Origin of the sequence: Pedobacter sp. HDW13 (genome assembly GCF_011303555.1) — a bacterium.
GTDB lineage: Bacteria > Bacteroidota > Bacteroidia > Sphingobacteriales > Sphingobacteriaceae > Pedobacter.
On record NZ_CP049868.1, the window covers coordinates 3,690,407 to 3,714,913 of the forward strand.

General features: G+C 39.3%; 18 protein-coding genes and 1 pseudogene. 17 read left to right on the top strand and 2 right to left on the bottom strand.

The features are described 5' to 3' along the window. Positions 1 to 12 precede the first annotated feature (12 nt). Entirely contained in the window at positions 13 to 1,950 is a 1,938-nt protein-coding gene (locus G7074_RS15445) for a right-handed parallel beta-helix repeat-containing protein (RefSeq protein WP_166209490.1), read from the top strand. A 59-nt stretch (positions 1,951 to 2,009) separates the two neighbouring features. Further along, positions 2,010 to 3,449 (top strand): alpha-L-fucosidase, encoded by a 1,440-nt coding sequence (locus G7074_RS15450; RefSeq protein ID WP_166209493.1) that lies wholly within the window; start codon positions 2,010 to 2,012, stop codon positions 3,447 to 3,449. 274 nt (positions 3,450 to 3,723) lie between these two features. Here the strand turns inward: G7074_RS15450 and G7074_RS15455 are convergent, their stop codons facing one another. After that, positions 3,724 to 4,539, bottom strand: a complete 816-nt coding sequence (locus G7074_RS15455; protein WP_124561798.1) for a phytanoyl-CoA dioxygenase family protein — start codon at positions 4,537 to 4,539, stop codon at positions 3,724 to 3,726. A gap of 127 nt (positions 4,540 to 4,666) precedes the next feature. Between G7074_RS15455 and G7074_RS15460 the strand changes: the two genes are divergently transcribed. After that, positions 4,667 to 5,527, top strand: a complete 861-nt coding sequence (locus G7074_RS15460) for an AraC family transcriptional regulator (protein WP_166209496.1) — start codon at positions 4,667 to 4,669, stop codon at positions 5,525 to 5,527. Positions 5,528 to 5,770: 243 nt separating this feature from the next. On the opposite strand, the gene G7074_RS27950 is transcribed toward G7074_RS15460, so the two are convergent. Beyond that, complete coding sequence (locus tag G7074_RS27950; protein ID WP_124561796.1) at positions 5,771 to 5,899, bottom strand: zinc ribbon domain-containing protein; 129 nt, start codon at positions 5,897 to 5,899, stop codon at positions 5,771 to 5,773. A 283-nt stretch (positions 5,900 to 6,182) separates the two neighbouring features. Between G7074_RS27950 and G7074_RS15470 the strand changes: the two genes are divergently transcribed. The 14 genes and pseudogenes from G7074_RS15470 to G7074_RS15540 all read left to right on the top strand — a co-directional run bounded on the left by G7074_RS15470 (position 6,183) and on the right by G7074_RS15540 (position 24,052). Further along, positions 6,183 to 7,616, top strand: a complete 1,434-nt coding sequence (locus G7074_RS15470) for an ATP-binding protein (RefSeq protein ID WP_166209503.1) — start codon at positions 6,183 to 6,185, stop codon at positions 7,614 to 7,616. Positions 7,617 to 7,722: 106 nt separating this feature from the next. Continuing rightward, positions 7,723 to 8,184, top strand: a complete 462-nt coding sequence (locus G7074_RS15475; RefSeq protein WP_124561795.1) for a hypothetical protein — start codon at positions 7,723 to 7,725, stop codon at positions 8,182 to 8,184. Between the two features lie 1,161 nt (positions 8,185 to 9,345). Continuing rightward, positions 9,346 to 9,894, top strand: a complete 549-nt coding sequence (locus G7074_RS15480; RefSeq protein WP_240916320.1) for a Crp/Fnr family transcriptional regulator — start codon at positions 9,346 to 9,348, stop codon at positions 9,892 to 9,894. Between the two features lie 247 nt (positions 9,895 to 10,141). Then, positions 10,142 to 11,188, top strand: coding sequence for a hypothetical protein (locus G7074_RS15485; RefSeq protein ID WP_166209509.1), 1,047 nt, complete (start codon positions 10,142 to 10,144; stop codon positions 11,186 to 11,188). A gap of 8 nt (positions 11,189 to 11,196) precedes the next feature. Then, the gene (locus tag G7074_RS15490) at positions 11,197 to 12,285 is read left to right on the top strand and encodes a hypothetical protein (protein WP_166209512.1); all 1,089 of its coding nucleotides are present in this window, start codon (positions 11,197 to 11,199) and stop codon (positions 12,283 to 12,285) included. 571 nt (positions 12,286 to 12,856) lie between these two features. Continuing rightward, a complete protein-coding gene (locus G7074_RS15495; protein WP_124561792.1) occupies positions 12,857 to 13,387 on the top strand; it encodes a sigma-70 family RNA polymerase sigma factor in 531 nt (176 codons plus the stop codon). A 124-nt stretch (positions 13,388 to 13,511) separates the two neighbouring features. After that, the gene (locus tag G7074_RS15500) at positions 13,512 to 14,741 is read left to right on the top strand and encodes a thioredoxin fold domain-containing protein (RefSeq protein WP_166209515.1); all 1,230 of its coding nucleotides are present in this window, start codon (positions 13,512 to 13,514) and stop codon (positions 14,739 to 14,741) included. 527 nt (positions 14,742 to 15,268) lie between these two features. Continuing rightward, positions 15,269 to 15,666: pseudogene (locus G7074_RS27955) on the top strand (FecR family protein). 8 nt (positions 15,667 to 15,674) lie between these two features. After that, positions 15,675 to 15,956, top strand: coding sequence for a DUF4974 domain-containing protein (locus G7074_RS15515; RefSeq protein WP_166209524.1), 282 nt, complete (start codon positions 15,675 to 15,677; stop codon positions 15,954 to 15,956). Between the two features lie 190 nt (positions 15,957 to 16,146). Next, entirely contained in the window at positions 16,147 to 18,900 is a 2,754-nt protein-coding gene (locus G7074_RS15520; protein ID WP_166209527.1) for a SusC/RagA family TonB-linked outer membrane protein, read from the top strand. 23 nt (positions 18,901 to 18,923) lie between these two features. Next, positions 18,924 to 19,772 (top strand): hypothetical protein, encoded by an 849-nt coding sequence (locus G7074_RS15525; protein WP_166209530.1) that lies wholly within the window; start codon positions 18,924 to 18,926, stop codon positions 19,770 to 19,772. Positions 19,773 to 19,790: 18 nt separating this feature from the next. Continuing rightward, on the top strand, positions 19,791 to 21,245 hold the full coding sequence (locus G7074_RS15530; RefSeq protein WP_166209533.1) for a RagB/SusD family nutrient uptake outer membrane protein: 1,455 nt from the start codon (positions 19,791 to 19,793) through the stop codon (positions 21,243 to 21,245). A gap of 39 nt (positions 21,246 to 21,284) precedes the next feature. Beyond that, positions 21,285 to 22,706: a substrate import-associated zinc metallohydrolase lipoprotein gene (locus G7074_RS15535; RefSeq protein ID WP_166209536.1), complete on the top strand. Its 1,422-nt coding sequence runs from the start codon at positions 21,285 to 21,287 to the stop codon at positions 22,704 to 22,706. A gap of 32 nt (positions 22,707 to 22,738) precedes the next feature. Then, entirely contained in the window at positions 22,739 to 24,052 is a 1,314-nt protein-coding gene (locus G7074_RS15540) for a DUF4302 domain-containing protein (protein WP_166209539.1), read from the top strand. Positions 24,053 to 24,507: the final 455 nt, after the last annotated feature.

Here is a 24,507-nt window from a genome sequence, read left to right on the forward strand (position 1 = left end):
ATAACAATACAAATGAAAAGAGCTTTTGCTGTTACTGCTTGCATTATGCTTTACTGCAGTATTAGTTTCGCACAAAAACCAATTCTTCCAGCCCAACGCGAATATCATGTCGCTGTTAATGGTAGCGATACAAATACAGGTACATTATCAAGTCCCTATAAAACCATTATGGCTGCGGCTAATAAAGCTATGCCCGGGGATGTAATTACCGTACATGGTGGTATCTATCGAGAATCAATTGTTCCTCCCCGTGGTGGAAACTCCGATAAGGAGCGCATTACCTATCAGGCAGCTAAAGGCGAAAACGTTACTGTAAAAGGTTCGGAAATAGCAAAAGGATGGAAGAGACAGCAGCACGATACCTGGGTATTAAAGCTGCCTAACAACTTTTTTGGATCTTTTAATCCCTATAAAGAGCTGATTCATGGAGATTGGTTTTGGCCGAAGCCCAAAGAACGAAAATATTTGCGAGGCGCGGTATATCTTAATGGCAATTGGTTAATGGAAGCCTCAAAAAAAGAAGAGGTAACAGATAAAGATGCCGATGTCAACAATCAACTTTGGTGTGCTACGGTAGATAGCGACAGTACAACGATCTGGGCGCAATTTAAAAATACAGACCCCAATCAATCTCTGGTAGAGATTAATGTCCGCCAAACTGTATTGTATCCTGATAAACCCTTTATCAATTTCATTACTGTCCGAGGTTTCACTCTTGAGCAAGCGGCAACCAATTGGGCGCCGCCTACAGCCGAACAGCATGGACTTATTGGCACGCATTGGAGCCGTGGTTGGGTGATCGAAAATAACACCATCCGCTATTCAAAATGTGTAGGCATTGCATTGGGTAAATATGGTGATGAGTACGATAATAAAGATACCGAATCAGCTAAAGGCTACGTAGGCACCATTAACCGGGCGCTGGCTTTTGGCTGGAACAAGGGAACAATTGGCGGGCATATTGTACGCAATAATACCATTACCAATTGCGAGCAAACTGGTATTGTGGGAAGCATGGGCTGCTCATTTAGTGTGATAGAAGGGAATAGCATTCATGATATTCATATCCATCGTTTATTTAATGGCGCAGAGCAGGCAGCGATAAAATTTCATGGAGCGGTGGATGTGCAGATTCGCAATAACCATATTTACCGCAGTAATTTTGGGATTTGGCTCGATTGGATGGCACAGGGTGCTCAGATTAAAAACAACCTGATGCACGAAAACGATCACGATATCTTTTTGGAGGTAGATCATGGACCGATGTTGGTAAGTAATAATGTTTTGCTATCCAAAACGAATCTGCTGATGAATTCCAGCGGAGCGGCATTTGTACATAATATTTTCGCTGGCGGAATGAGCGTTATCAATTATGATGGGCGATTAACACCCTTCCATTTGCCGCATTCTACTTTTGTTACTGGTTTACATGATAACCCTGGAGGCGATGTTCAATTTGTAAATAATCTTTTTGTGGCTGCTGGCAATGCCAGTCAATATAGCAAAGCCCTGTTGCCCGTAAGGTTTGAAGGCAATGTATACACCAAAGGAACCATAAGAGCTGTAAACAACGATAAGGCAATGCAGTTTGGAGAAATGAGTAAAGAAGCTCAGGAACAATTTAAAAAATATAAACCAGAAGCAGCCTCCGAAAGCAATGCTTTGGTGAAAACAGATTTTGATGCGATGGCCAATTTATCTGCAGAGAAAGATCATTTTTATTTAGAAATTAATCTGGATAGAAGCTGGTTATCCCAAAAAGCCCGAAAACTGGTTACAAGCGGTTCACTTAATCGTGCTATAGTGCTCAATTTGCCTTTCGAAAATACAGACGGTTCAGTGTTGAGAATCGATACCGATTATTTCGGTAAGAAAAGAAATGTAAATAATCCATCACCTGGACCATTCGAAATAACAGAAAGCGGTAAACAGAAATTAAAATTGTGGTGATGAAATATCGTCTGGAAGAATGGTTCAATGAATGTGTTTTCAAAATTGTAAAGACTGGTATGAAAAGAAAGAATAGCTTAAAACTAAAGATATTGATCACTGCATTTTGCTGGATGTTTGCTTCTTGCATTGTTGTTGCACAACAAATCGTAAAAGCGCCAAAACCTTTTTTTCCCTTGCCGAATGCAGCCCAATTGCGATGGCATAAAGCTGAGTATTTGATGTTCGTGCATTTTGGAATGAAAACATTTTATCCAAGCGATGATCATATGGGCTATGGTCTGGAAGACCCTAAACGGTTTTTTCCCGCAAAGTTTGATGCCAACCAATGGGCCGATGCAGCCAAAACAGGAGGTTTTAAAGGTATTGTGTTCACAAGCAAACACCACGATGGTTTTTGTAACTGGTCCACAGCAACAACCAATCATAGTGTACAAGCTTCGCCCTGGAAAAATGGCAAAGGAGATGTCGTAAAAGAAGTATCGGATGCCTGCAGAAAAGCTGGGATTCAGTTTGGTATCTATGTTTCTATTATCGATAAGCATTTTGAACAAAAGGGATCACCTGAATATAAAACATATGGTGATTACTATTATGCACAAATTAAAGAGCTCAGCACCCGCTATGGAAAAATTGATGAGTATTGGTTTGATGGGTTTAATGCCGATAAACTGAAAATGGATTACCCGAGAATAGGTAAGATGATAGCAAAAAACCAACCCGGCGCAGTAATTTATGATTCAAAGGTATTGGTAAATACTATTCCAGACCGTTGTTTGGCCTGGCCTGGTGGACATGGAGGCATTACTCCTGATCAGGATTACCGGCAGTTGGTAAACGATACGCTACGCTGGTATCCTAATGAGCCCTCAATCATCCTGCAGGGTAATTGGTTTCATAACGGAAAACCTGCTATAGAATTGAAACAGATGCAGGATTATTATCTTAGTTCGGTTGGTTATGGCACCACTGCGTTAATGAATATATCACCTAACAGCGATGGATTGATTGATAAGGAAACTATCCAAAAGCTCAGTGCTTTTAAGCAATGGGTAGATCAGGTTCATCAGCAAAATCCAGCCTTATTAAAAAAAGCAAAATCCTTATCACCATGCAGGGATAACAACTCCAGATATGCAGCTAACAAAGTAAACGATGGCAATTACAACAGCTATTTTGCTACTGATGACAAGGTAACCACGGCAACAATTGAAATTGAACTTGGGCAGACCAAAAAAATTGATGGATTCATTTTGCAGGAATACATTCCACTGGGGCAGCGGGTAGAAGCATACAGCCTGGAATGCCGTGTAAATGGACAGTGGAAAGATGTATTCACCGGAAAAAAAATTGGCTACAAACGCATCATTCTTGCTGGCCGTGCATCGGCAAAAGATATTCAATTCCCTGACGCTGATGCTGTCCGGCTTCGAATTGATAAAGCGGGAGCCTCCCCGTTGATTAATAATTTCCAGGTGATCAGTCTAGGAGGTAAATAAACCTGAAAAGAAGACCTTAAAAGCGGGGATTTTGGTATAGTTCAGACAGTGAATTTCAAGCTTATAGTCATTTTGAATCGAAAAAAGTGTCCGCTTGGAAGAAAAACAAATGGCCATAGTCAATCCCGCTAACGGTTAATCTCTCAAAATGGATTTCCCGAAGAAGTGTGGATTGTGGGGATTACATGGTCTAAGTTTACACTCATTTTCTCTCATTTATCTTCTTCCCGAAAATGAAAGGGAAGAAGATATTTTGTCTTAGCATGCTTGCGGCTTACAACATCAAAGGATTAAGATCGCTCGCCGCCTTTGTACCGGGCGGCAAACCCTGCAACCAGCGGTTTCTGTCGTCTTCCTGGTGTTTGTTGATTGGCTTTGTTACGGTAGCGCCGTCAGCAAAATAAATGATAGTCATTACCTCTCTTGTAACATTAGATTCATTACCTGGAGCTGCATGCAATGTCCATCCATAGTGCCATGTTGCATCGCCGGCATTCATTGTGGTCTCCCTGGTTACTGAATATCCTTTCCGGCTAATATATTCATTCAGTTCCACTTCAGACTCATCCGAAATGGCGACATCTTTAACAGAGCCTTCTGCATGTGATCCTGAAGCAAAAGTGAGCATGCCCATATTCTCGGTAATGTCAATTAAAGGCATCCACATGGTTATAGTATTGGTGGTACTCAGTGGCCAATAGTATTGATCCTGGTGCCAGGGGGTAAAACCTCCACCTGACTCTTTATACAGGGCCTGGTCGTGATAAATACGGACATTGTCTACACCTAAAAGATCGGCGGCAATTTTTGCGAAGCGTTTAGCCAGTGTAAAGTTCTTAACCGCTTTGTCTGATTCCCAAAGGTTCATTATCTGCAAAAATGCTTTTCCGTAAGTATCCCGTTCTTCCAGCTTCCTTGTTTCTGTATTGTATTTATACGCAGCTTCATTAATTACTTCTCTGAAAGCGACAACCTCGCCAGCATTCAAAATTCCTTTTGTAAGGGTGTGCCCGTTTTTTCTGAATGCATTGATCTGTGCTTCGTTCAGAGAGATTGGATCGTTTAACGATGGTAAAATAACTTGGTTCATATATCTGTTTTTAAATACAAACTAACAGCATCTGTAACATGGAAAAAACGAAAATATTGGCTGGCTTATGGATTATTTTGTCATTTGTGTTATTTGTTATAACTTCAAGGGTTAATATTGTCAATAAATGAAGCCGGCATTTGAAGCAGTCAAGACCTCAGAACACATTTCCTTTATTGTGAAGAAGTTTACTGAAAGATATTTCTCAGCGCCTTATCACTATCACCCCGAATATGAGCTAACCCTCATTGTAAAAGGTTCGGGCAAACGGTATGTGGGGACAAACATGCAAGACTATTTTGCTGGCGATCTGGTTATGCTAGGTGCTAACCTTCCACACTATTGGAAAACCGCTGAAGATGCAACAGAGGATTCGGTTTCAATAGTAGTGCATTTCCGCGAAGACTTTCTGGGCGATCATTTCTTCAACATACCGGAGATGAAAAAGATAACACAGCTGTTAAAGGACAGCAGTAACGGTATACACTTTACCGGAGACACTATCGCTGCCCGGCAAATGATGAATGCTCTTTTACTGGAAAACAATAGTTTCAAAAAACTCATAATACTGCTTGACCTGTTGCATCTGCTAGCTACAGCAACCAGGTATTCTATATTGCAAAAACAAAATGAGTTTGCACTGCTATCATTTTCTGGCATAGAGCGCATTCACCAGGTATTTGCTTATATCGTCGACAATTTTCAACATGAGGTTTCACTGGAGGCCGCGGCAAGCATTGCCAATATGTCTACACATGCTTTTTGCAAGTATTTTAAACGGATCACCCGTAAAACCTTTGTTGGGGTTGTTAATGATTACAGGGTCGATTTTGCCGTGCGTGAATTAATCAACACTGACAAATCAATTTCTGAAATCTGTTACGATAGTGGCTTTAACGATATATCCAATTTCCATAAAACGTTTCGTTCAAAAATGGATATTAGTCCCCTGCAGTACCGAAACAATTTTAACAAGCAAACGGCTTAACTTTGTTTATAAAATCCATTGCCTGAAAAGAGGCAAAGAGAAACAAGTGAACTACCCAACCCCAGCATAGCTGATTGGTGTGGCTTCGGAGGTCATAGACTTACTCAGTGGCAACGCCTTACTCCGTTTTTGGTTAATGTCCGAGTTAGTATCTAAACCAGGCAATATTTTTAAACCTTGTATTTTAATGTTTATGCTTGCATTAAAATCTCTATTGGGGACTGTATTACAGCTTTGAAAAGTTCATTCTCTATCTTTTAGAGGTAGGTCTTGGTTCAAATGATTATAGTTTGAACAGGTCTTGCTGCTTGGAAAGAAGCGCTCTATTTTAACAACCGTTTTGTTATTCCAAGTAGCTTTATACTCAAGCATGTCAATATTTTTTGTTTTTATATCAATCCCCAATCCAAAGATATTATCGAAGTTGATTACAGTTATTTCAAAAGAACTGTTTTTTGTAAATTGACTTTACTAATTTTCCATCTATCAAAGAGCATTTTTTAAAATAAAATCTATCATCCGCAGCCAAATTGTTGTTTTTTTTAGGTGTTTTGGCTGTGGATATTTTTTTATCGTCAGCCAAAACTATATATTTGAGATGTGTTTTGGCTGCGGATAAAATTGTTTTTCATCGTTGATCATTAAAAGAAATAAAATGGAATTGCTCATTGGAAGAATAGCTGAGAAAAAAATATTGTCAGAGACACTTGCCTCGCCTTCATCAGAACTCTTAGCGGTTTTTGGCAGGAGAAGGGTCGGAAAAACTTTTTTGATCCATTCAGTCTTTCAGAAGCAGCTTATTTTTGAACTTTCGGGAGTTCATGATGCGAATGCTGCTGAGCAACTGCTCAATTTCAGCAAGGCCATCGCAGATGCCTTAGGCTCCCAATTAACTCCTGCAGCCCCTAAGAACTGGACAGAAGCCTTCTGGCAACTCAGGGAATTTGCAACCCCTATAATTAAAAAAAGAAAAGCTGTAATTTTCTTTGATGAGTTCCCTTGGTTAAGTTCACATAAATCAGGCTTTCTTTCTGCATTTGAATATTTTTGGAACCAATGGGCCTCACAGCAGCCAAATCTGATTGTGGTTATCTGTGGATCTGCTGCCACTTGGATGATCAAAAAAGTTGTCAACAGCAAAGGAGGCCTGCATAATCGCCTAACGCGTAAAATTCGCCTATTACCTTTCACATTGCAAGAGACAGAACAGTATCTAAAAAGCAAAAATGTCCATATTGACCGCTACCAAATGCTAACCATTTTTATGGCAATGGGCGGTGTGCCACATTATCTAAAAGAGCTCAAAAAAGGGGAAAGTGCTACCCAGGCCATTGATAGGCTCTGCTTCACTAAAGATGGTCTGCTTTCAACAGAATTCGCAAACCTATACCGCTCGCTGTTCGAAAACGCAGACAGGCATATTTCCGTAGTGAGAGCGCTCGCGGATAAACCGTCGGGATTGACAAGAAACGAAATTATAGCGGCATGTAACCTAAAGAGTGGAGGAACTACGAGTATTTTACTTGAGGAGCTTGTGGAGTCAGGCTTCATTACACCGCACCTGCCTTTCCAGAAGAATGCCAGTCAGAGCATTTACAAACTCAGCGACGAATACAGCCTTTTCTATCTTAAATTTATCGAACATTCCCGTGCCACTGGTGCAGGGACATGGCTAAAAAAATCATCGACGCCTTCTTGGAGGAGTTGGAGTGGTTATGCCTTTGAAGGGATCTGCATGAAGCATACCGATAATATTAAGCAGGCACTGGGTATTTCCGGAGTGTTCACTGAAGCATCAGCTTGGCGGCATATTCCAAAAGATGGAAACGGTGCACAAGTTGATCTGTTGCTAGACAGACAGGATAATGTGATAAGCATCTGTGAAATGAAGTTTTCAAATACTGAGTTCGCAATAGATAAAACCTATGCTGCCGAGTTACGGTACAAGCTTGATATATTCCGTCGGGAGAGCAAAACTAAAAAATCACTGTTCCTAGCCATGGTTACAACCTATGGCATTAAAAACAACATGTATTCTATTGGCCTGGTACAGAACGAAGTTACCATGGATGATTTGTTTTTACCTTAGCATAATATATCATAAGATAATAAGCCCTAATATTGAAAGTGCTAAAATGTCATGGTCACAGAAAGCAATGAATTGGATGTCTCATCTTTTACCATTTTAATTTTTTATGAATAAAGTTCTTAAAGTTTTGTTCTTTATTTTAGTAGTAATGATTTTTTTTGCTTCAATTATTTTTTTTGTAGAGAAAAGTAGCAATAATAAAATGAAGAAAGACAACGCTGTTTTAGAAAAGAATTTCAAACAGATTCAGTTTAAGGGAAAGGTAATTAAATCTACTATTATAAATCGGTTTGGTAAACAATACTATATCATTTGCATTAAACTCGAATATTCAAATATTAAGGATTTCTATCTTTTCAAGGAGGCCCATGGCCTTATAATAAAAAATGGTATCGCCACGATGTCTGGGGGAATCTTTATGGAAGATAAAATAGTAGATCGTGTAGAAGTAAATATTAATAACAGCAATAAAGAAAAGTTTTTCTATAAGAATGGAGAAATTGATGAATTCGAACTGTCATTTGGTGCCGGTGCAATTAAAGAAAGTGACATGAATGTCTGTAATTAGTGCAATTACTAACCTTATTGTTTTGTTAAGACCTCAAGGATAGTCATTTCAAAGCCTGCATAGTTGTTTGCAGGCTTTTTTTAATAGCATGGCAAGATTGGAATTGCAATAGAGAAGTGGGGGCATTTTATCAGTTTTGGTTTTATTTTCATCATTCACCTTTCAACCTGAGCCGGAGTAAGGTAGCCAAGTTGTGTATTTCAACGAAACTTTCCAGTATCCCAATAACCTGGCGATCGATGCTTCGGGGAGGGGCTCAATTGCGTGTAGCAATCTAATTTTAATTCTATTGGCCTTGTCCAGAACGAAGTTACAATGGATGATTTGTTTTCACTTTAGGTTGTCATCACTATTCAATTGAGATTGCGCAATCTTGTGATTTCAGGACGGTACACTATTCTTTTAATCCGGCTTATTGTCCCCTGAAAAAGGGAAATAGATATTTTTAACCCCTATTTCAGACAATTTTACCCCTCCAATAGAATTGTTTCATTATAGATTTGTATTGGGGAATGCCCTGGGTAAATGGATGTTGTTATGCTCGATATATTTGACAATTGGTAGAACATTGCCCCATCGAAAACTTTAAAGAAATAATTTGGGCAAAAAAAACATCGGTAATAGTCAATATTTGATCATTTTTTAACGAAGCATTTTTTGATTTTTAGAAGAAAAATTAATAGAAGTTTGATGTTGGCTTAGTCAGATGGTTTTAGACGCTGCTTTTAAAGCAAATTAATGGTTTAATAAATATTTAATGCAATTAAAATTTCCTTTTAACACTTTGACAAAAATATTTGCGCTTAAGTTCAGGCATTGGTTTGCTTTGTGCTTTTCACCCTTACGTTTTTTTCCTTGGCCCAGTTACCGGCACTTCTTTTTAGTTTGCCAGGCAACTGGGCTAAGTTTTGTAGCGCGTAATCCCGGATAAATTCTTTAGGTTTTGTAAAGTCCCCTTACACCGAAAGATTATTATTGCCGCTATACAGGAAGGTTACCTTTCTCTGGCCGTGGCAACCTTTCCGCTTAGCACAATATTTTTTGTTACACCAATTATATCACTTTATGACCAATATTCCGGATAATGGCAAATGGGGATCTTATAACGGTAGATCCCCGCTTGTTTCCTTTTGCAATAAGTACCATTTATTAACAGGGGTAATGGAAGCACTTATCAATGCCCAGACTTTTCCTGTCCACTACCGCAAACATAGCTTTATAGTCACCCCAAATGACACGAATCGCTACATTTACCTGATAATGAAAGGTGTTGTAAGGGGATTTTACAAAGATTCAGGGTTTGAGATTACTACCTGGATTTGTCACGAGAATGAGATAGTGGGGGCTATAAATAACCCATGGAAAGATGAGCCTTCACATGGCTATATTCAGGCTTTAGAGGATGTAGAACTCATTGCAGTCCCCCGTGAATTAATTACCATGCTTTATGGGAATTTTTCGGAGGCTGATATCATAGGTAGAAAGATGATGGAACTTTATTATCGGGTAGCATATGATAGGGCATTAATTTGTCAAGTTCGCTCGGCCACTGGACGCTATCGGTATTTACTTAAAGTATTCCCCTGGATGATAGGCCGGGTGCCCTTAATCTTTATTGCTTCATTTCTAGGCTTAAGATTAGAAACATTAAGTAGGACCCGGGCAAGCGAAATCAGAAAAAAAACAATTGACCATGGTCTTAACCTTTAACCCACCATAAGGATTTGATGAATAGTGTGGTAACTATTTTTTGTGTCAATGTTTTAAGGTGATGTTGGCAAAAGAACTTTCCATCAACAGAAATCCAATCCTTTTCCTTGATTAAAAACAGGGGGTATGTTAACAAACTAAAACTCTAAAAAATTGGCGGATGAAATTTAAAGAAAAATTTCATTTTGCAGATGGGTTGTTAAGCCATTGTTTAAAACAAACGGTACAAAATTGTAGAACATAAATAATGAAGATAATAAAGCTTGTTTTTTTGTTAATCCTGTTTTTCCAAAGTGGCTGGTCACAAAATATTTGGACTAAGCCACCAGCGCACACTCCTAATAATGTTTCAATAGATGCCCCATTAATGGGAAATGGTGATGTTACCATGAGTGTAGGCTTTAAAAGAGATCGTCTACGTTATTATTTATCTAAGAATGATTTTTGGCGGTTGCGATCAAAAGCTGATGGGCTGTCAGGCCCCAGGGTGGTAGGTTTTGTCGATATAGCCATTAATGGCTTTAATGAGGATAGTTTTTCTGCTGAACAATCACTTAGCAATGGTGTCACCACCTGTCTGCTACAAAAACAAGGGCAAAGTGTAACTGCAAGATCATGGGTGTCGGCAACAGAAAATCTTATTTTTTTGGAGTTAAGCGCTTCAGGTAAAGCGGCAAAGGTTTCCATTGGTTTAAATGCTCCGGAACATGAGCATGCAAAATTAAAAAGCGGAAAAATAAAAGATGTTTTTTGGTTTACCCGTGCCTTTACCGATAGTGTGGACATTCCGACAGAAGTGGCTGTAGCTTTAAAAAATATTAGCGCTAATGACAGCAGCATTCTACTACAACCAGGTAAGAAAATAACTATTGGAATTGCTGTTGAAAGTAAGTTCAAAAAAGCAAACCCTTTGGAAGATGTGTTGGACCGAATAAAAAAACTTGATAAAAAATCAGCTGCAGCGTTATTGAAAAAACACAATGCGTGGTGGAAAACGTATTGGGACCAATCGAATATAGCTGTTGACGACCCAGTATTGATGAAAGCTTATCATCAGGGACTTTATACGATGGCGGCTTGCAGTCGCGATCCAAAATTCCCTCCCGGAATATTTGGTTGGACCACGACAGATAAACCTGCCTGGAACGGGGATTATCATTTAAACTATAATTTTCAGGCACCTTTTTACGGGCTCTATGCAGCTAACCGAATCGCGCAGGGGGAGCCTCATGATGCCCCTCTTATTGATTTCCTGTCTAGGGAGAATGGTATGCAAAAAATGTTAAAGGAATAAGGGGGATTTTGTATCCGGTGGGTATTGGTCCCTTGGGTATTGAAGTAACCCGTGATTTTGCCGTTGGTGGTTACCAGAAGAAAAGGGATATTGAAAAGGGGGGACTATTTTACGGTCAACGTTCTAATGCAGCATACGGGTTGTTAAATATGGCCCAACAATGGCGTTGCACTTATGATGAAAAGTATGGTAAAAAGATCTATCCCTATGCACTTGCCGTGGTCGAATTCTGGGAGGATTACCTGAAATATGAAGATGGCAGGTACGTCATTTACGACGATGCCATTCATGAGGGATCGGGAGGGAATGAAAATCCTATCTTATCACTTGGTTTGGTTAGAAATGCCTTTGATCTGATCATTGATCTAAGTGCTACATTGAAGCTTGATGAAAGTAGGAAGGGAAAATGGGCAGATATTCTAAATAAATTGAGTGAATTTCCGATTCAGATAAGAAATGGCAGAAAAGTATTTAGGTACACGGAGAAAGGCGTAGATTGGTGGCCTGATAATGGACTGGGAATACAACATATTTATCCCTCAAATTCAATTAACCTGGATAGCAAAGCAGATTTGTTGGCCGTTTCCCGCAATACTATTGATGAGATGAAACGCTGGCAGGACATGAACACGACCAATAGTTTTTTTATGGCAGCAGTTAGGGTAGGATATGATCCGGCTGTTATCTTAAATGAATTGCATAAATATGCCTTGCATACTTATCCCAACGGTTTTCAATTAAATAACCCCCATGGAATAGAAAATAGTTGTACGGTGGCTAATGCACTTAATGAAATGCTATGCATGAGTGCAGGAAATGTAATTAGATTATTCAATGGCATTCCAAAAAAACAAAATGCAAGTTTTGAACGCATCAGGGCATGGGGTGCTTTTTTAGTTTCCGCCAATTTAAAAGATGAAATGGTTACCAATGTTAAGATCATAAGTGAAAAAGGAAAACTTTGTACACTCGTAAATCCATGGGCCGACAAAAAGGTTCTACTCATCAGGAATGGTAAAAAGGCAGAAGTCCTTAGCGGAAACAGGATTTCTTTTAAAACAAGTCCCAATGAATTGATAGAAGTACAATCTAATTAATCTTATGCCAAAAATTACAACATTTTATTTAATTACGGAGTACATTTTGAAGGGAAAAAGGCTACACTTGAATTGATTTTTTAAGTCAGGCTTGCATCGGATGTAAAAGATAGTCAATATTGTTTGAAAGGCAATTATTCAGGTGTTATAACACCTGAATAATTGCCTTTCATTTTTGTGCCATATTACAAGCGATCCTGAAAGTTTGAGTTAATGTGCTGATCCAAAGACTGAATAGAAAAATATTTGTATACTATTTTGCAGCAATATATCTGGCTTGGTACTTTTAAGCTTGCTAGAGCAAAAAAAGTATCAGTAAATATCAATGTAGTTTTCAGATTTAACCATTTTTACTTTTATTGTACCCGATAAGCCTGTTCCAAAATTAATTAACGATCAGGTAAATGTTGTCAATATGGGGATTTCGCTAAAAGTGGTTCTGCACCACTTCTAGCGAAATCCCCAAATAAATATCATACTTACTGTTTTTTTATATTTTTTACGACATACATAAAATGTACAATAAATTATCTTAGCTTCGAAGGCTGAAACTAACTGGAACTGAGCAGATATGTCTTCCCAGACTGATAAAATTTTATTCGTAAAGAACTATAAAGCATTGTGCTATTTTGCCTGGGAAATGGTAAATGATACCGATCTTGCTGAAGATTTGGTTCAGGATGCTTATGTCAGTTTTTTAAAGCATAAACAATCTATTTCCAGCGATGAACAAGCTATCAAATCCTTCCTGTATTCGGCTATACGTAATGCTGTTTACAATCTGAACCGTAAATCCAAAACGGTACAAAAATATTTTCAAAGGCAGAACTTTTCGGATATAGATGAACCCGATTACGAACACATGGTCATCAGGGCAGAGTTCATGTCGGAAGTAAATATGATTGTAGCAGGGCTTCCTGAGGCCTGCCGGAAAATTTTTAAATTAAGCTATTTAGAAGGGCTCTCTAATCAGGAAATATCAGATCAGTTGTCTTTATCCATCAATACCATCAAAACCCAAAAACAGAGAGCTTTGCGTGTTTTAAAACAAAAAATACGTCCAGAGTTTTACGTGGTTTTTACGATGTTATTTTTCCGTTAAAATTTAGTTAACTAATTGTCACCCCTTTTTGTGGTTTAGGTTTCTTATACCTGTAATATGATCCGCATCCTTGAAGTGCAGGATACTAAATATGTATTAAAGATAATCTAGATTGAAGAATTTTATGAACAGCAGAAACTGGAAAGCCCTTTTACTAGGGTTTTGTATAATCGTATGTGGATTTGAAAGCAAATCTCAAGGAATTAATTTCCAACATAACCTGGAGGAGGCCATCGGGCAAGCTAAAAAGGAGAAAAAAATGATTTTTGTAGATTTTTATACCTCCTGGTGTGCACCTTGTAAAGTAATGTCTGATGAAATTTTCCCTAAGAAAGAAGTGGGTGATTTTTATAATCAAATGTTTGTTAACGTTAAGATTCAATGTGATGACAAAGGATATGGCTTAGCGTTAGGTAAGCACTACAAAGTACAGGCATATCCCACTTTAATGTTTTTGGATACAGCAGGTAATACTGTTCATTCTATTGCTGGTGGACTAGATGTGCAGGGCTTTATTCAATTGGGTAAAACAGCTTTAGATCCTAATAAAAATCAATTGGTATTGGTCAAGGAGTGGGATTCTGGCAATCGCACACAAGCCTTCATGACTAAATATTTCAAGACACTGGTTCAATCCTACCGCTCAGATAAGGCGATATATGATTTTGAAAAATATTTTGCATCACTTTCCGGGAAACAGAAGGCCTCAACCAATACGTTTGAGCTGATGCAGATAGTTAAGAGTGTACCCTTTTCTGCTCCATTCGAATATATGGAGATGAATAAGGTGGATTATTATAAGCAACTAGGAAAGAAAAAGATAGACAGTACGATTGCGGCTTCCTATCTCTGGTACTTTAAAAATTTGCAGGCTTCCGGGTTTAGCAATAAGGATCTCAGTGACTTCAAAAATAAAATGAAGCTATTTAGGAGCAAAAAATATCCTTTCTACGATGAGTATGCTGCTTTTTACCAGGTTTTTGATTCCTATGATGCTCAAGGTAAGGATGATATTAAATTGTATATAGCAAGAGGAAATGATTTTTTGACGAAATATGGGTTGAATAATGATGCCTATACTACTTCCTTAACCCATGTACTGGGAAATTTGACCTCCGCTAAAGATGAGGGGGCTGCAGGTATTACCTGGATGGAGTCGCTACTTAAACGCAAGCAAGACCCAAAATATTTAAACACCTATTTCTATATCTTATGGCGTAATTCGCGCTGGGATCAGGCTCTTGAAGTAGGTCAGCAGATCAGGGACAACCAAATCAAGGCTGATCGTTCTACTTTAGATATTGACAAGCAGATAAAAATGGTTAGTGAGCAAAAATCAAAGCATGTTAAATAATTGCTTGAAAAAGATTAAATAATTGTCACCCTTTTTTTAGGTTTCGGTTTCTTAATCTCTAGTATATGAAGAATAACCCATTTGATATAGCTGACTTAATTGTTAAAAAGTTTCGCGGTAACCTTACCGAGGAAGAAAGTACTGCACTTTCCAATTGGCGTGATGATGATTTACGCAACAAGTTATTTTTAGAAGATTTAGAGAAAAAATCAGCCCAGGGAATTGATACGTCGGTATTTAATCAATTCGATACGGCGCGCGGCTGGGAATCTGTGCTTAAAAAACAGCAAAGAGGCACTACAGTATTCATGTGGAGGTCAATAGCCGCCGTACTTGCTGTTTTGATATCGATAACCATATATTTCCTGGTTTATCAGTTTAACGATGGTACTGAGCGGATTGTGGAGAGTAAGGATGCTAAATATAAAAATGACGTGTTACCGGCAATTTTGGGTGCGAAAGTAATCCGGGCAGACGGATCGGAGATCAAGGTAGAAGATAATATTCTTTTCTCTGCCGATGGTCACATGAACAATTCATCTACTGAAGCTATAGGCAGCGAAGCGCAATTGCTGACTAAGCTGAATACACTTGTAGTTCCTGCGGCAAACTATATCAATTTAACCTTGGCAGACGGGACGAAGGTTTGGGTTAATGCGAACAGCCGGTTAAATTTTCCTTCAAAATTTGTGGGAAATGAAAGACGCGTGACGTTGCTGGAGGGGAAGCTTATTTTGAAGTGGCCAAAGATGCTCATCGGCCATTTTATGTAGAAAGTAAGGGAGCAGAAGTTAAAGTGCTGGGTACACACTTCAATGTAATGGCATATTCTAATCAATTGGCAACTACTTTGGTAGAGGGTAGTGTGAAACTCTCTAAAGGGGATAAATCGGTCATGTTACGTCCGGGGAACGGGGAGATATAAACGGGTCATTGATTGACGTACAACCGGCTGATTTTCAAAAGGAACTGGCCTGGAAAAACAATGTGTTCTATTTCAACGGCGATAATATTGTAAAGATTGCCCAGGAGTTACAATCCTGGTATGATTTGGAGGTTTCATTTTCAAATGACATTCCACTATTACAGACCTATACAGGGGAAATCCGCAGAGACGCTAATCTTTCCGAAGTGTTGAACATGTTGGAATTTGTAAGTGACCTGGAATTTAAAGTAGATAAAAATAAGTTGTTAATCTCTAAACGAAAAATATGAAATAAACTTACTCAACTAAACCATTCAAATTTCCAAAAGAAGACAGAGGTGTTGCTGCACCCCTGTCAAGATAATTAAGCTAACCAAACGATTTACATTAACTCAATTACACAAATGTATGAATAACTTATCATTTGGTAAAGGTTGTGGTACACCCGTACACATGCCTTTTCCAATAATTTTCCGGATAATGAAAATAACAACAGCTTTAATGTTGATTTTTATGACCTGTGCGTATAGTAATGGAAAAGCACAGCGCGTATCCCTTTCCCTTCATAATGCCAAATTAGAAGAAGCTTTTAAAGAAATCAGTAAGCAAACCAGCTACAAGTTCCTGTACAATGATGCGTTATTGAAAAATGTTGAGCGAATTAACCTGAATGTTGAAAATGAAGGTTTATCGCAGGTCATGTCGAAATTATTATTGAACCGGAATATGGTTTATAAAATTATTGACCAGACAATTAGCATCAGTGCTGCGTCAGGCTCCAATGTATCAGGTAGTGGCATCGCTTTACAAGAGCCAATCAAAGGCGTTGTGAGAGATGAAGGAGGAGTTTTGGTTGGTGCATCAATTGTCGTTAAGGGGACAAACATTACAACCAGTACCAATTCCAAAGGTGAGTTTAGTATAAACGCACCTGCAAATGCAATTTTGATTGTACGCTTTATAGGTTATAAACCAAAGGAAGTAGCAGTTGCAAACAGGAAAAATATTACAATTCAACTGGAGGCTGATAATCAAACCTTAAATGAGGTGAATGTAGTTTCTACTGGTTATCAAAACATTGATCGTAAATTATTTACCGGTTCAGCAACCAGAGTCAATGCGAAAGATATAGCACGGGCAGGTGTCCCAGATATCTCGCGGATGTTAGAAGGTCAGGTCGCCGGAGTTTCTGTTCAGAACGTAACGGGTACCTTTGGTGCAGCCCCTAAGATACGTGTACGTGGAGCTACTTCTATTTCAGGAGATAATAAACCGTTATGGGTAATTGATGGAATTGTACTTGAAGATATTGTTAATATTTCCAATGAAGCACTTTCTACAGGTGACCCAAATACGTTAATCGGTTCTTCAGTAGCTGGATTAAATCCAGATGATATTGAATCCTTCAATATCTTAAAAGATGCAGCAGCTACAGCGATGTATGGTGCACGGGCCATGAATGGGGTAATCATCGTAACAACCAAAAAAGGGAGAAATACCGATGGGGCACCTCAGCTCAACTACAGCACAACGATGAGTATCTATAGTAAGCCCAGGTATGAGCAATTTAACATGATGAACTCAGGCGAGCAGATGAATGTGTTACTGGAGATGGAGCGAAAAGGATACCTTAGTCATGCCGCCTCTAAAAATTCCAAAGATGGGGGAGTATTTAATAAAATGTATGATCAGATGTACCAATACGATCCGATCAACGATTCGTTTACCTTACGCAATGATGTTGCAAGTAGACAGCAATTCTTAAAACGCTATGCCGATGCCAATACAGATTGGTTTGATGTATTATTTAAAAATTCCCTGATGCAGGAGCACTCATTGAGTTATTCATCGGGTAATTCCAAATCTCAAACCTATGCTTCAACCAGCTTTATGAATGATGCCGGACAGACCGTTGGTGATAGGGTGAAACGATTTACAGCGAACCTACGCACAAACTTCAAATTGAGCGACAAATTCTCTGGCGAGCTATTGTTCAATGGGTCTATTCGAGATCAGCGCACTCCAGGTACCTTGACCAGAAGTGCAAATACATCCACTGGTGGATTCTCGAGGAACTTTGATATCAATCCTTACTCTTATGCGATGAATACAAGTCGCTTAATGACGCCATATAATGAGGACGGAAGTTTAGAGTATTTCAGGCGTAATTTTGCCTCATTCAATATCCTGAATGAACTGGAAAATAATTATATCGAACTGGGATTAAATGAGCTTAAGGTACAGGGAGGTTTTAAATATAAAATACTTCCACAATTAACCTACTCTGTTGATGGTTCTTACCGTTATGCCTCCACTATGAGGAAGCACTATGTCATGGAAAATTCCAATATGGTACTGGCTTACAGGGCACATGGCAATGATCCATTTATTATGGAAAACAATCCATTCTTATTTAGGGACCCTAACTTGCCAACAGCAGCCTTGCCATTTGTCACGCTACCTGATGGTGGCTTTTATAATGCCAACAGTGATAATCTAAAGAGTTACTATGTGCGTCACAATTTGGAGTACGATGCTAAATTTAAGGGAAAACATCGCCTGAATTTATTTGGGTCGATGGAGCTACGTTCAACAGACAGGCAATATGACAATTTTGATGGAGTAGGTTATCAGTATACCAACGCAGGCCTGGTACATCCCGACTATAAATACTTTCAGGATGCGATGTACCAAAACCGGCCATACTTTGGAATGGGTTATTCAAAGGATCGCTTTGCTGCGATGATGTTGCGCGCAGCATATGCCTTTGCAGATAAATACAGTTTCAATTTCACGACTCGTGTAGACCGTTCGAATATGCTAGGCAAGACTACAGCGAAAAGTAAAGCATTAGGCTGGTTACCAACCTGGAATATTTCAGGGGCGTGGGATATCGACCAGGAAAAATTCTTTAAACAAGACAACTGGCTAATAGGTGGCGCCCGTATACGTGGTACCTATGGTTTGGTCGCCAATTTAGGAAATGCCAGAAACAAGTCCGTTTTGTATTTTAATGGCATCACCATGAGGCCCATTGAAGCCGATAAGGAACAGTATGTCAATATTGGCTCCCTGGAAAATGCCGACCTAACCTGGGAAAAACTATATGAAGGTAATATTGGAGCGGATCTGGCTATGTTCAATAGGAAAATTGATGTTACCCTGGATTATTACAAACGCAATATCTTCGACTTGATAGGGCCTGTTACAACATCTGGTTTAGGGGGCAGGTAATCAAGACAGCCAACTATGCAACTATGTCTGGACAGGGATTTGAAGCAACCATTGCAGGCTATCCAATCAAAAAAGGAGATTTCAAATGGCGTTCTTCCTTCAACTTTGGATGGAATAAGAACAAAATTACCAAACTGGAAATTAACCCGGTCATCAATGATCTGGTACGTGCTGAAGGAGGCCCACTTGAAGGCTACTCCCAACGCGGTTTATTTTCCGTTCAATTTGATGGCTTAAACCCGGAATATGGTTATCCAACATTTATTTCCGAGACTGGGGTACGCAATGCGCTACGCCTTGATTTCCAAAGTACAAAAAAAGATTTCTTAATATACCATGGGCCGGTAGATCCTACCTTCACGGGAGGTTTTTATAACCAGTGGGCTTATAAAAACTTCTCTTTATCTGCATTATTTACATTTAGTGCTGGAAATTATGTGCGTCTAGCCCCTGTCTTTGGGTCGGAGATGAGCGATGATATTGGAATGAACAAAGAGTGGTTAAACAGATGGATGGTGCCAGGTGATGAAAAATACACCAATATACCTGCCACCATCGACCCATTGGTCGCTTTCTTTCAAATGTCAACTAACCCAGGTTATCCATATAGTGCCTACAACCTATCTGATGCACGTGTGGCAAAAGGAGATTTTATTCGCCTGAAAAATATTACCCTGGGCTATAGTTTGCCTAAGTCTATAACAGAGCGGTTAAAAGTGAGAAATATCGATGTAGCCATTGTAGGCAATAATATTAGCCTGTTGTATGCTGACAAGAAGTTAAATGGGGCTGATCCAGAATTTTTTGGTAGCGGAGGAGTCGCTTTACCGGTTCCAAGACAGTTTACATTTTCCCTAAAAGCTGGTTTTTAACAATTAAAATGCAATCTAATGAATATAAGAACACTATATAGCATATTGGGATTTACATTCCTTGTACTGATGACACAAGGCTGTAAGAAATATTTTCAGGTTAATCCGGATATGCGTACCGAAATGGATTCTGCCGATAAGGTGGGGCAATTACTGGTTACTGCTTACCCTTCTACAGATTACTTTCTATTTGGGGAGACTGCTTCGGATAACGCTACGGATAAAGGACCTGGAGCTTATGCAACCAATGATGTGGCACGCGGTAGCTATTATTGGGAGGAACTTACGCGGGCAGACGACTCCTATTCTCCAAGCAAATACTGGTTGGATATGTACAAAGTCATTGCAGCAGCCAATCATGCCATCGAAGCAGTGGATGACAACGGTTTTGGCATTAAAGGGCAACAGTTCAAAGGAGAAGCATTAATCTGCAGGGCATACGCACATCATATGTTGGTTTCTCTATTTTCCAAAGCTTATCAGATTGGAGGAGACAATGCTACCTACGGGATACCTTATTTGACTACACCCGAAAAAAATGCCATCCAAAACTACGACCGTGGAACGGTGGCCTCTGTTTACCAAAATATTGAGAAGGACCTTTTAGCAGGCATGAAGTTGATTCGAGGTATAACCTTCAAGTCTTCCAAATTCCATTTCAATGAGCAGGCAGTTAATGCCTTTGCTGCCCGCTTTTATCTTTTCAAAGGAGATTATGATAAAGTAATCCAATACAGCTCGGCTATTTTTCCAGAAAATAATTTCAAGCAAAATATTCGTCCGGTGGCAGGTGCATGGAAAGCAATAGGAAATCCAAACCAGCAATTTGGCAGTTCTACGGCAAATTACAATCTATTGATGGCTAATGTATTTACCAGGTTTGCATACTCATCTGGTGCAAATCGCTACGGAGGGGGTAAACTATTTACGTCCATGATTACCGAAAAAAATGTAACTGGAAAAGGGTTCTTCCAATACCTGACATCAACTGGTGGCGATGCTGAAAAACCAAACCTGAACAAATATCCGGAATATCGGGCAGACGAAAATTATTACAGTGTACAGGTATTGTTTTCAGCAGATGAAGCCCTGATGAACAGAGCTGAGGCCTATATCTACAAAGGACAGTATGATTTAGCATTGAAAGATCTAAACGATTTTGCAGCAGTACGCATTGATGCTTATGATGTGAGCCAACACGCCATTACCCAGCAAAAAGTCCTGGATTTCTATAACACCACGGACATCAAAGAAGGCCTAATTAAAACGGTATTGGATTTTAGGCAAAAAGCATTTGCTCATGAAGGTTTGCGTTGGTTTGACATCAATCGCTATGGAATTGAGATTGTGCATAAATATTATGATAGCAATATGGTTGAGACCACGGATATACTAAAAAAGGATGATCCAAGACGTGTTTTTCAATTACCGGAAAGTAGCTCCCTCTCTGGCCTACCCAAGAACCCAAGATAAAATGAAGGAAATAAATAAACATATAAATAGAATATGATTATGAAAAAATATTATATACCGCTTTTTTTGTCACTTATCATTAGCGCTGCAGGCTGCAGAAAAGCTGAAAAAATTGATTTTCAATTCAATAAAGATTTGGACTATGTCCCTATTGAATTAGATAATTGGCTATCGGGGAATTTCACCAATCCTTATAACATGGAGATCGTCTATCGGTTTGACCGGTATAAAATGGGGGAATTAAAACAAAATTTATCCCCTGCAAAGGAAGAGAAAGTGAAGGAGCAAATGGAGATGATCAGGAATGGATTCATTGTTCCCTTTGAAAAAGCTGCAGGTTCGGTTTTTGCGAAAACTTATTTTCCTAAAGAATGGGTCTTATCTGGTTCCTATGCGGTCACCTCAGATGGGCGTATATTAGCCCTTTCTTCCGGGGGACGCAGTATTACTATATATGAAGTAAACACTGCTGATACGACAAATGCTGAGGTAACCCGGGCGAAGTTAAAGACTGTTCATCATGAGTATGCCCATACCCTGACACAGATTATTCGTATCCCGCGCGAGTTTGAATCCATCTCCGAGGCAAACTATTCTGCAGATTGGCGCAGTAGTTTTACCTATCCTGATGCAATAAATGATGCACAGGGCTTTGTATCACGCTATTCAAGGGCCAATGTAATGGAAGATTTTGCGGAGACTGCTGGATTTCTATTGGTATATGGACAGCTCTGGTATGATACCCGCGCTGGAAAAATACCTGCTTCAGGTTATGATATCCTGAAGAAAAAAGAAGCTGCATTAGTCAAATTCTACAGGGATAGTTATGGGGTAGATTTCAGAAGGGTACAACGTGAAATGGCACAGGCCATGTATACCCGCTTTAACGATAAGCAAAAGCAGTCTTTTGCCTACTGGTTTTTTGATCAGGCTACCTTCACTTACACCTTGCCCTACAACACAGCGGTGAGTTCAGCGGATTTAAAAACGAAGGTAAACAATTTCATTACCAAGGCGCCCTTGGCAGCCAATACCCAATTCGACAAGTATGTTGTAAAAGATCTGACTTTCCTATTTACACCCGGAGCTTTAATTCCAAATAGTAATGCCAAACAAGGGGATTTGATTATCAGGGTTGGTTATCAGCGTAATACGGCCCCAGTAGCCTATGCCGATTATACGTTTAAATATTTAACAAACCCGGCAAACAACACGGTTAAATTTGATAAATCTACTCAAGGTACGGATGTAAACCAAAATGCGAACGCAAAATTGTTTATGACCCCTTTTATGGACGAAATAGCCAGCTATTTCACCAGTGGGAACTTTGTCCCGGAATGGTCTATAGATGCCCCTTCCCGAACAAGATTAGATGAATTCTTTTTTGATTTTGGTGGTTTCTATAAAGAAGCAGATAAGGGTAGTTATATCAATTTCCCCTTACAAAGAGCGAGAAAATAGTATAAACAGTAGAAGTCTAATAAAATAAGAAGATGAAAAAATTAAATAAACTTTTGTTTCTGGGTGTATTATTGTTCTTCGGTTGCCGTCGGGAGGATATTGACTTAGTTTTTGATAAAACGCCTGACCAGCGTATGGGGGAGTTACAAAAAGAAGTTAAACAGCAGTTGGTGGAAGCAAAATATGGTTGGCGGGTGCTTAGCTCAACCTTGACCAAAGGGACATATGGATTTTATATGGATTTTGATGCAGAGGGGAAGGCAGATCGTGTCCGTATGGTTTCCGACATTGACAACGTGTCAAGTAAGGTAGTACGCACTTCTGGTTACCGCGTGAAATTGATTAACGCTCCCATGCTTTCTTTCGAGACATACACCTACATCCATCAACTTGCAGATCCTGACCCTGGTGTAATTGGCGGTGAATATGGGGATGGCTTAAAAGCGGATATTGAGTTTGAACTGCAGCGCACAACTCAAGACTCTTTGTTCTTCAAAGGTCGTAAATTCCGTAGTGATATGATATTAATCCGTGCGAGCCAGGAAGAGCAGCGGGTGTATCTCTCTGGTAATTTCCTGAGCGTGATAAATGAGGTAAAAAGCATATTTGCAAACAATCAAATCTCCTTATTCGACCACGCAGGTGTGACCTACCAGCTGACAATCAACTCCGATTCACGCACACTAGGTATCATGAGTTATGTTAATGATAAAATAGTAACAACCAATGATTTATTTTCTTATACCGCTGACGGGCTTCAAATAGGTAAAGGCATACCATTATTAAATGGAGATGTCATTGCTAAAATTTTACTCCTCGGAGGTAAATTGTATGCAATTACTGGCAAAGGGGACAAACATGAAATCCGGGGTTCCCAAACACCCTTATTGCCACTGGCAGACATGATGGGTAGCATGTATGCCAGAGTATTCTCTCCATTCAGGGTGCAGTACCCTGGGACCAACGCTGCTGGCGCAAATATTCTATATCAGGTACATAGGCAGATCCCAGATCCACCAGTAGCAGGTGGTGCTTCAAAAATTGACCTGGATTTGCAATGGGACACAGCAAATAAATACATTTACCTACAAGGCTATATGTATTATTCTGCTACACCTACGATGACGCGATACCGGTATAATTATACGTATGATAAAACAACAGGCTTATTCAAACTGAGCAATAAGGTGGTACAGTCTACAGGGTTTGCTTCTGTAGGATTAATGGACACTTTCCTTTTGAATAATGAATTCAAATTAGAATACTATTTTGACAGTGGAAATGCTTACGGACGAATAGTAAGTAAGGACGGGAATGTTACTATGACTTTGATGCCCCTTAAATAATCAATCCGAGCTTTAAAGGTAACCCATGTAAACTAGCATCAGTTATCGATGAACAAATGAGTGGAGTATTTTTATTTTTTACTCATTAGGATACATTAGTGGCAAGTGATTATAAATCTAGTAGGGTTTCCCGGTAAAATTCGGTGCTAGCGGTAGGTCGTAAGGAAATGGGGACGACGCACTATTAGCGAAGTCCCCATTGTTAACCAATTTTTTAAGAAAAACATTCACAATTGGTGAATAAATTAGGGTCTTGGTAGTAGTGGCCAGTTATGGAAAAAAATGTCTTTAGCTACTTGTTGGAGAATCACTATAAGGTGAAGAGGGTAAGACAGGAACTGGACAATGTTTTGCTCTGTGAGGGATTGGAGCCGCAACGGATACAGTATGATAATAAAAAACACTGTCAGAGGCACTTGCCTTGCCTTCATTAGAACTATTAGCGGTCTTTGGCA